The organism is Sinomicrobium endophyticum (assembly GCF_052983315.1).
This window is the reverse complement of the sequence record NZ_JBRKIS010000017.1, coordinates 1-7,500: the sequence shown is the minus strand read 5'-3', so window position 1 is coordinate 7,500 and position 7,500 is coordinate 1. Positions and strand designations below refer to the sequence as shown.

Here is a 7,500-nt window from a genome sequence, read left to right as displayed (position 1 = left end):
TAGCTTCCGGCAGAAATTCCTCGAGTAGTATACTTTTCAGGGATTCCACTTTCTGATAATAGTGTATACGGTCCCCCAGGTTTTGACTCTCTATATCCAGAGTAACCCCTGCCTTTTTGGTGTCGAAATAAAATTTAAAGGAAAAGTCTTTTATTTTAGTGTTATAAAGTATCCACTTCCTGGGAAAAGACTTCCCGAAAGAGGTCCAGAACTCTTCCCGTAATTTCCTGGATTCTTCTTTACTGAACATAATTATAGAATATAAGCCATTACAATACCCGCCACGATAACAGCCAGTTTGGTAAAATTGAACTTATGTCCGTCCGAACTTTCAAAAAGTATAATAGTGGATATATGTAAAAAAATACCGATGATCAGAGCAGATATGTGGGCGTAGAATTTTTCGAGGCCATGAATATAGGTGCTTAAAAAAGTCCCCAGCGGTGTCATAAGTGCGAAGAGGATAATGAACACAGCGATATACCATTTCTGGATACCGCTTTTCAGGAAAAAAGCGGTAAGGACTATGGCAACGGGTATTTTGTGTACTACAATACCGTAAACGAGTGTGTCGTGCCGGTGCAGGGGAAAGCCCTCCAGGACGGAATGTATGCTAAGGCTGATAAACAACATCCAGGGAAAAGTCTGATTGTTTTCTACATGGTGTACATGTCCGTGCTCCGCTCCCTTGGAGAAAAACTCCAGGAAAATCTGCAAAAGGATACCCAGCATGATAAATATGCCTACATCTTTTCCGGGGCCATGTGCATAAACATCCGGTAATAGATTAAAGACAGTTAGTGAAAGCAGAAAAGCTCCGCTGAATGCGAGGAACAATTTCAGGTGTTTTCCTTCTTTTGGCCTTATGATAATGACAAACAGGAATCCGATCAGGACGGCTACTATGGGCAGCAGGTAATCTATCATTTATTTTTTGTCAGGTATTTGTATTTGCTGTTGTATAACGAAGCGATAAATAAACAAAAGCCGGTGCTTTTTGTATCAAAGGGCTAAATTAATGTATTTTTGCCTTTTATTAGAGAAGAGACATGGGAAATAATTACAGGATGGTGGCCAAGACTTTTTTTGGTTTTGAGGATATTTTGGCGGAAGAATTGCGTAATCTGGGAGCAATGGAGGTTGAAAAGGGAGTGCGGAGTGTTTCTTTCCAGGGAGATAAGGGATTTATGTACAAGGCAAACCTGTGTTTGCGTACGGCACTGAAGATCGTTAAGCCAATAAAGTCTTTTAAGGTGAGAAACGAAAAAGAACTGTATGACGGTATCTCTGCTATTCGATGGGAAGATCTTATGACCGTATACCAGACTCTTGCCGTTGATGCCGTGGTACATTCGGAAGTGTTTAATCATTCTCTTTATGTGGCTCTGAAGACAAAAGATGCTATTGTGGACAGGTTCCGGAAAATACAGGGCAAAAGGCCCGATGTAGACCTCAAACATCCCGATCTTCGGATAAATATTCACATACAGAAAGATGTATGTACGGTTTCCCTGGATAGTTCCGGGGCTTCCCTGCATCATAGAGGGTATCGTACGGCTACTAATATTGCACCGATAAATGAAGTCCTCGCGGCAGGTATGTTGTTGCTGAGCGGATGGGACGGGCAGACCGATTTGCTGGACCCCATGTGTGGCAGCGGTACCATTCCCATAGAAGCCGCCATGATAGCCTGTAATATCCCGGCGAACATAAACCGGAGAGAATTCACCTTTGAAAAATGGTCGGATTTCGATGCGGAGCTGTTTGAAAAAGTTACCGAAAGCAGTTTGAATAAAGCCAGGGAATTTCATCATAAGATATACGCATTTGACAAAGCTCCTTCGGCGGTCGGAAAAGCAAAGGACAATATACGAAATGCAAATCTTAGCGAGTACATTTCTTTGGAACAGCAGGATTTCTTCACCACCCAAAAAAGCTCCGAAGGAAAACTGCATATGGTTTTTAATCCGCCATACGGAGAAAGGCTCGCTACGGATATGGAGCGTTTTTACAGTAGTATAGGCGATACCTTAAAGCAGGGTTATCCCGGCACGGATGCATGGTTTATAACATCGGACATGGCGGCGCTTAAACATGTGGGGCTCCGGCCTTCCAGAAGAATAAAACTGTACAACGGTGGCCTGGAGAGTAAACTGGTAAAGTATGAAATGTATGAGGGCAGTAAAAAAGCCAAATGGAATCCATAGAATATGCTTTACAAAAGAAGAGTAAATTTTTAATCTTATGAAATAGACCTAATCCCCCGATGCCTGTCCTGATCCCGATAATATCGGGATGTCCCCGGGGAGTTGATTTTAATCCGCTAAATATGAAATACAAACACAAGGCGCTTTTATATAACTTTATTTGTTTTGCACTGTTGTTTATACTCACAAGAACGGCTCTGAACTATTTTTTTTCGGGCTACAACCTCTGGACCGCTATAGCGTCGGCAATTACAGCTATGGTCCTGGCCCCGAAATTTGTGGTGGTAGAAAGTCCTTCCGGCGAAAAAATGTTTGTCAAGTGGCTGTTCCTGCCTCCTAAAGAAATAAAATAGCTGTTATTCTTCGGACCTTGTTTCAACTTTATTCATGGCGCCTTTTTTGGTCTTTTTGAAGATAGGAATGAGATAGGACACCGTGTAATTAAAAGTAATCCCGAATTTACTGCCGTCGGTTACCTTCTGAAACCCGGGGATCCATAAATTCGTAAAGGTGTCGGGAGGGGTGTCGTTAAGAAGGTATCCGAGCCTTAATGTTCCTCCCAGGTAGAGATTGTTGAATATTTCCACTTTCATGCCGAACAGGACCTCCAGCCATTGTGCACTCAAACCGCTGTATTCTCCCAGGATGTTTTCGTCCGTCCCCGGTATACCGTTTTCTCCCCAGTAGGGGTTTGTGGTATAAATAAAATATTCATCCAGGGTCTGGCTAAAGGTACTTACACCCAATCTGACCCCACCGAAAATAAGGTTTTCCATACCATACCAGTTCTCGTACAGGTTATAATCGACACCGGCACGGAGATAGCTGCCCGATGTGGAAAATGTGTAAAGGTTTTCCTTGCTTGTTTTTTCTTCCGTTCCCAGTTCGGCGGCTATATAAAGATTTTTAGATATGCGGAAATCCCCGGTCAACTCCAGTCCCGTGTAATTATCACCGGAAAAAGAGCGTATGGGCTTACCAAGGTCAATTCCTATCCGGAGACCGTATTTTTCTTTGTATACTACACTATCCTTCGGTTTCTCCCCGTTGCCGTTGTTGTCCTGGGCAACAACGGCAAAAGAATATAAAGAAAGAAAAACTATACTAGTGATATATTTTAACATGGGCAGCACTTTGATTTTCTACTGTGGGATTGATTACCTCAAGAGAGGATATCCATCTGTCGTTATCGTCCTGATCCCTGGTTGCCGTGAGGTCGGAAAAATTGGTGACAAATCCGCAGGCTCTCGAAATAAAGATCTGTTCCGTCTGGTATTGGAAAGTAATGGTATCTGTATTGTCTATTTTCAGGGTATCGCCATTTTCCTGGATTTCTTCCGTATGGCGTGTAAAAGCATAAACGGATTCATTGGCAAATACTTTCAGGGGGATGGCAATAGAGTCGGTGGCTATGCTGTCTAAACCTGCCACGGTCGAATCCATATCTTGTCCGGTGACACTTAGTAAGGAAACTTCTTCCCTGGTATCAGGGTCATTTCTATCGTGAAAAGTAATTATCATCAGTGGAGTGGTTACCGAGTCTTCCGGACATATATCGTCCTTTTCACAGCCCAGGAGGAACATAGCCGCCACACCGGCCACAAACAATGCTAAGGCAAGTCTTTTCACCTTGATAGTTTTTTAGTTAATAGTTTCTTTTGCATAGTTCATTACAGTATTTCTACGGTTTGGACTATTGCTGAAAAGCACGTTTCCGGTTGAAGGATAAGTCTCTTTTTATTTTCAGCGTTTTTCCAAAAGTACAACATTTTCCACGTGATGCGTTTGCGGGAACATATCCACAGGTTGTACCCTGCTTACCTTGTATACATCATCCATAAGTGCAAGGTCCCTGGCCTGGGTAGCGCTGTTGCAACTTACATATACCACCTTTTCCGGTGCTATATCCAGTATTTGCTGTACTACGTCTTTGTGCATGCCGTCCCTGGGAGGATCTGTTATTATAACATTCGGTCTGCCGTGTTGAGATATGAAGTCTTTATTAAAAACCTTCTTCATGTCACCCGTAAAGAATTCAACGTTGTCAATGCTGTTTAATTGTGCATTACTTTTAGCGTCTTCTATGGCTTCCGGTACTGCTTCCACCCCAATGACCTTTTTTGCTTTTTTTGCTACAAACTGGGCTATGGTGCCCGTGCCGGTGTACAGGTCGTATACCAGTTCATCACCGGTAAGTCCGGCAAAATCTCTCGTTACTTTATACAAGTTATAAGCCTGAGCGGAATTTGTTTGATAAAAGGACTTGGCATTTATTTTAAATCGCAGCCCTTCCATTTCTTCAAAAATGTGATCTCTTCCGTGATACAGGATAACTTTCTGGTCGTAAATAGTGTCATTCGGTTTGCTGTTCACTACATAGAGCAGGGAGGTGATCTCCGGAAATTCCGTTACGAGATAATCCAGCAGCAATGGAATATTCTCTTTGTCATTCCGGAAAAACTGCACCAGCACCATGATCTCTCCGGTGGAGGATATTCGTAGCATAAGGGTGCGCAAAAGCCCTTCCTGTTTACGCGGGTTGAAAAAGGGCAGGTGGTTTTTCCTCGCAAAATTCCTGACGGCAAGTCGTATGGCATTCGAGGGATCTTCCTGCAGATAACATTTTTCGATATCCAGTATTTTATCCCACATTCCGGGAATATGAAATCCGAGGGCGTCTTTGTCCTTGAGTTCTTCTCCGCTGTCAATCTCTTCCCTGGTGAGCCACCGGCTGTCTGAAAAAGAGAATTCCATTTTGTTCCTGTAGAAAAACTGTTTGGCAGATCCCAGGATAGTATCAGGTTTCGGCATATCCACTTTCCCTAAACGGGTCAGGTTATTTTCTACCTCTCTTTGCTTGTAGAATAGCTGATCTTCGTAGCGCATATTCTGCCATTTACATCCGCCACACACGCCGAAATGACTGCATTCCGGCACCTGTCTTTTTTCGGAATACTTGTGGAATTTTGTAGCTTTCCCTTCAAAGTATGCCTTTCTCTTCCTGGTGGTCTGAACATCTATAACATCTCCGGGGATGGCGTTGGAAAGAAAAATAACCCGGCCATCGGGAGCCTTTGCTATGCCTTTGCCCTTGGCTCCGGCATCCGTTACCTCTACGTGTTCAAAAAACTGTTTTGTGCTCTTTCTTGACATGGGGCAAAAATAAGGTTTATTGACGATTTCCACTCATCTCCGGGAGATTAAGTTTAAATCTGTGCAAAGAAGATTGGATGTCCTTCAGGAAGTAAAGGAACAGGGTGAACAGTTTGTAAATACCCGGGAAGAAAGAAGGAATAAATAATTACATTTGGGAAAAATAATCTTTCCATCGCCATGAACCGTTTTGACCGCATAACCGCTATTCTTATTCAATTACAATCCAAAAGGATAGTAAAAGCCCAGGACCTTTCGGATCGCTTTGAAGTAAGCCTCAGGACCATATACCGGGACATCCGTACGCTTGAAGAAGCGGGGGTGCCTCTCTACGGCGAAGCCGGGGTAGGGTATTCCATAGTAGACGGGTATCGCCTGCCCCCGGTGATGTTTAGCAAGGAAGAAGCGATGGCATTTGTGACTGCCGAAAAATTGATGGAAAGACTTACGGATAAAGTTATCCGGAAGCATTTTGAGTCTGCCATGTATAAGATCAAATCCGTTTTGAGAGGTGCCGAAAAAGATTTTGTAGAGGATCTCGCGTCAAATATTCATGTACGCGACAGACAATTGCCTTCAAGGACAATTCCCGGAAACATCCTGGATGTCCTTTTCCGGGCCATATCCGATAAAAAAGTGGTGAAAATCACATACCGGGCCCTCGGCCGTGAAGAAAAGACCGAACGTTTTATCGAGCCAATTGGGGTTTACCATGAAAATGACCATTGGTATACCATCGGGTATTGTCACCTGCGGGAAGATTACCGGCATTTCCGGGCCGATCGTATATACAATATAGAACTGACGGATGGAGACAGGCTTTCCGAAAGAGCAACACTACAGGAATATCAGGAACAGTGGGAAAAGAACAAAAAGTCAGCAGCACCTCAAAAGGTGGTGATCCGCGTAGAGAAAAAAGTTGCGATGTATCTGCAGGAACGAAAAAACTACCTGGGTTTTGTGTCTGAAACGGAAAAAGACGGAAGGATAGAAATGACATTCCTTACTTCGTATCTCGAAGATGGTTTTGCCAGATGGTTTTTGATGTTTGCAGATCAGGCCGATATCGTGGAACCTGATTTTCTGAAAGAAAGGATCCGCAGTATACTGGATGACATTTCCAGGAAATTATAAAGTACAATATACCTCAGTGCAGGTCTTTATCCACTTGTTTCCGGGCAAGCTACACCCGTTATACCTCCTCTTTCAGGGGTGAAAAAAAAACGTGTTTTTTTATTTGTGGAAATACTGTTGACAAAGGGTTGTCATAGTCCAGCTCTACCTTTGAATTGTATTTATAAACAGATAAAAAAATGAAAACATCAGTTCATACCCCGGAGAACAAGGAAGAAACTTTAACCGGTCACCAGGCCCGGAATTCGGGTGAAGAAGAAACCGAAGCTTCACACTATCTGGTTTCCCGTATTTCGGAATTATCCGTATTCAGCCTGTTGTGGGGTTGAGTGCTACACGAAAGATTAGTGAAGGCTTGACAGCGTCTCATATTTAAAGGATATGAACTCGTTTAAACTTTTTCATCCCGATAAATATCGGGAGGCTAAAAAATGGCCCTTTTGTTGCCGGTGCGCCACCTGGCCCCTTCACTAAAAACAGCCACTGGCTGTTTTCTTAACGTTCGGTCCTACCTTTTTTTCCTTCCGTAGCTATGGCTATGCTCCCGATAATCATCGGGATCAAAAAAGACTGCAATTGGCCCCAAAATGACTCATTTTCGCTTCAATCAAAAAAGTTTAAACGAGTTCTATATATTTGGATGGAGTTGGGGGATTATTTTTTTGTTACAAGTTATAGGTTGCATGCCCGAACTGACTAAGCCTAACATAGGTTGCCTTTTTTCTTAAACTTAATGTATAATGAAAAAAGGACAAGAACACAGAGTGTTTGATTTAGGCCTCAAATTGCAATTAGTCAAGCAGATTGAAAAGGGAGAACTCCGGGTTCGTGATGTTAGCCAGCTTTATCAGGTAAGTACCACGGCGGTATATAAATGGTTACGTAAATATTCCGATCTTTACGTGAGTAATACACGAATGATAGTGGAAAGTAAAAGTTTATCAAAGAAGCAAAAAGAGCAGGCAGAGCGCATTAAGGAGCTGGAACGGGCTTTGGGTCAAAAGCA

General features: G+C 43.0%; 10 protein-coding genes (1 of these 10 only partly in view). 5 read left to right on the top strand and 5 right to left on the bottom strand.

All coding sequences use genetic code 11. The features are described 5' to 3' along the window. On the bottom strand, positions 1 to 250 hold the 5' portion of the coding sequence (locus ACVBDU_RS04690; RefSeq protein ID WP_447178612.1) for a DUF4268 domain-containing protein. Its footprint begins 179 nt before the window's first position; only the first 250 of its 429 coding nucleotides appear in the window; it begins with the start codon at positions 248 to 250; the stop codon falls past the left edge of the window. Between the two features lie 2 nt (positions 251 to 252). Next, positions 253 to 927, bottom strand: a complete 675-nt coding sequence (locus ACVBDU_RS04685) for a ZIP family metal transporter (RefSeq protein WP_447178611.1) — start codon at positions 925 to 927, stop codon at positions 253 to 255. Positions 928 to 1,049: 122 nt separating this feature from the next. On the opposite strand from ACVBDU_RS04685, the gene ACVBDU_RS04680 reads away from it, so the two are divergent. Beyond that, positions 1,050 to 2,207, top strand: a complete 1,158-nt coding sequence (locus ACVBDU_RS04680) for a THUMP domain-containing class I SAM-dependent RNA methyltransferase (RefSeq protein ID WP_447178610.1) — start codon at positions 1,050 to 1,052, stop codon at positions 2,205 to 2,207. A gap of 122 nt (positions 2,208 to 2,329) precedes the next feature. Beyond that, positions 2,330 to 2,560 (top strand): hypothetical protein, encoded by a 231-nt coding sequence (locus tag ACVBDU_RS04675; RefSeq protein ID WP_447178609.1) that lies wholly within the window; start codon positions 2,330 to 2,332, stop codon positions 2,558 to 2,560. 3 nt (positions 2,561 to 2,563) lie between these two features. Here the strand turns inward: ACVBDU_RS04675 and ACVBDU_RS04670 are convergent, their stop codons facing one another. The 3 genes from ACVBDU_RS04670 to rlmD form a co-directional block, all read right to left on the bottom strand. Further along, positions 2,564 to 3,331, bottom strand: coding sequence for a DUF6048 family protein (locus ACVBDU_RS04670; protein ID WP_447178608.1), 768 nt, complete (start codon positions 3,329 to 3,331; stop codon positions 2,564 to 2,566). Then, positions 3,312 to 3,836 carry a DUF6452 family protein gene (locus ACVBDU_RS04665; RefSeq protein ID WP_447178607.1) on the bottom strand — a complete coding sequence of 175 codons (525 nt, stop codon included), beginning with the start codon at positions 3,834 to 3,836 and terminating at the stop codon, positions 3,312 to 3,314. Before ACVBDU_RS04665 ends, ACVBDU_RS04670 begins: the two co-directional genes overlap by 20 nt. Positions 3,837 to 3,950: 114 nt before the next feature. Further along, complete coding sequence (rlmD, locus tag ACVBDU_RS04660; RefSeq protein ID WP_447178606.1) at positions 3,951 to 5,360, bottom strand: 23S rRNA (uracil(1939)-C(5))-methyltransferase RlmD; 1,410 nt, start codon at positions 5,358 to 5,360, stop codon at positions 3,951 to 3,953. 180 nt (positions 5,361 to 5,540) lie between these two features. On the opposite strand from rlmD, the gene ACVBDU_RS04655 reads away from it, so the two are divergent. The 3 genes from ACVBDU_RS04655 to ACVBDU_RS04645 all read left to right on the top strand — a co-directional run. Next, positions 5,541 to 6,494, top strand: coding sequence for a helix-turn-helix transcriptional regulator (locus tag ACVBDU_RS04655; RefSeq protein WP_447178605.1), 954 nt, complete (start codon positions 5,541 to 5,543; stop codon positions 6,492 to 6,494). 179 nt (positions 6,495 to 6,673) lie between these two features. After that, on the top strand, positions 6,674 to 6,823 hold the full coding sequence (locus ACVBDU_RS04650; RefSeq protein WP_447178604.1) for a hypothetical protein: 150 nt from the start codon (positions 6,674 to 6,676) through the stop codon (positions 6,821 to 6,823). Between the two features lie 411 nt (positions 6,824 to 7,234). Beyond that, positions 7,235 to 7,500, top strand: a 266-nt coding sequence (locus ACVBDU_RS04645) for a transposase (RefSeq protein WP_447178008.1), incomplete at its 3' end; no start/stop codon positions are given.

What these genes read in the sequence shown, in the direction of transcription:
- ACVBDU_RS04680 (WP_447178610.1), top strand. Translation starts at nt 1,050, where the DNA reads ATGGGAAATAATTACAGGATGGTGGCCAAGACTTTTTTTGGTTTTGAG.
- ACVBDU_RS04675 (WP_447178609.1), top strand. Translation starts at nt 2,330, where the DNA reads ATGAAATACAAACACAAGGCGCTTTTATATAACTTTATTTGTTTTGCA.
- ACVBDU_RS04685 (WP_447178611.1), bottom strand. Translation starts at nt 927, where the DNA reads ATGATAGATTACCTGCTGCCCATAGTAGCCGTCCTGATCGGATTCCTG.
- ACVBDU_RS04650 (WP_447178604.1), top strand. Translation starts at nt 6,674, where the DNA reads ATGAAAACATCAGTTCATACCCCGGAGAACAAGGAAGAAACTTTAACC.
- rlmD (WP_447178606.1), bottom strand. Translation starts at nt 5,360, where the DNA reads ATGTCAAGAAAGAGCACAAAACAGTTTTTTGAACACGTAGAGGTAACG.
- ACVBDU_RS04670 (WP_447178608.1), bottom strand. Translation starts at nt 3,331, where the DNA reads ATGTTAAAATATATCACTAGTATAGTTTTTCTTTCTTTATATTCTTTT.
- ACVBDU_RS04655 (WP_447178605.1), top strand. Translation starts at nt 5,541, where the DNA reads ATGAACCGTTTTGACCGCATAACCGCTATTCTTATTCAATTACAATCC.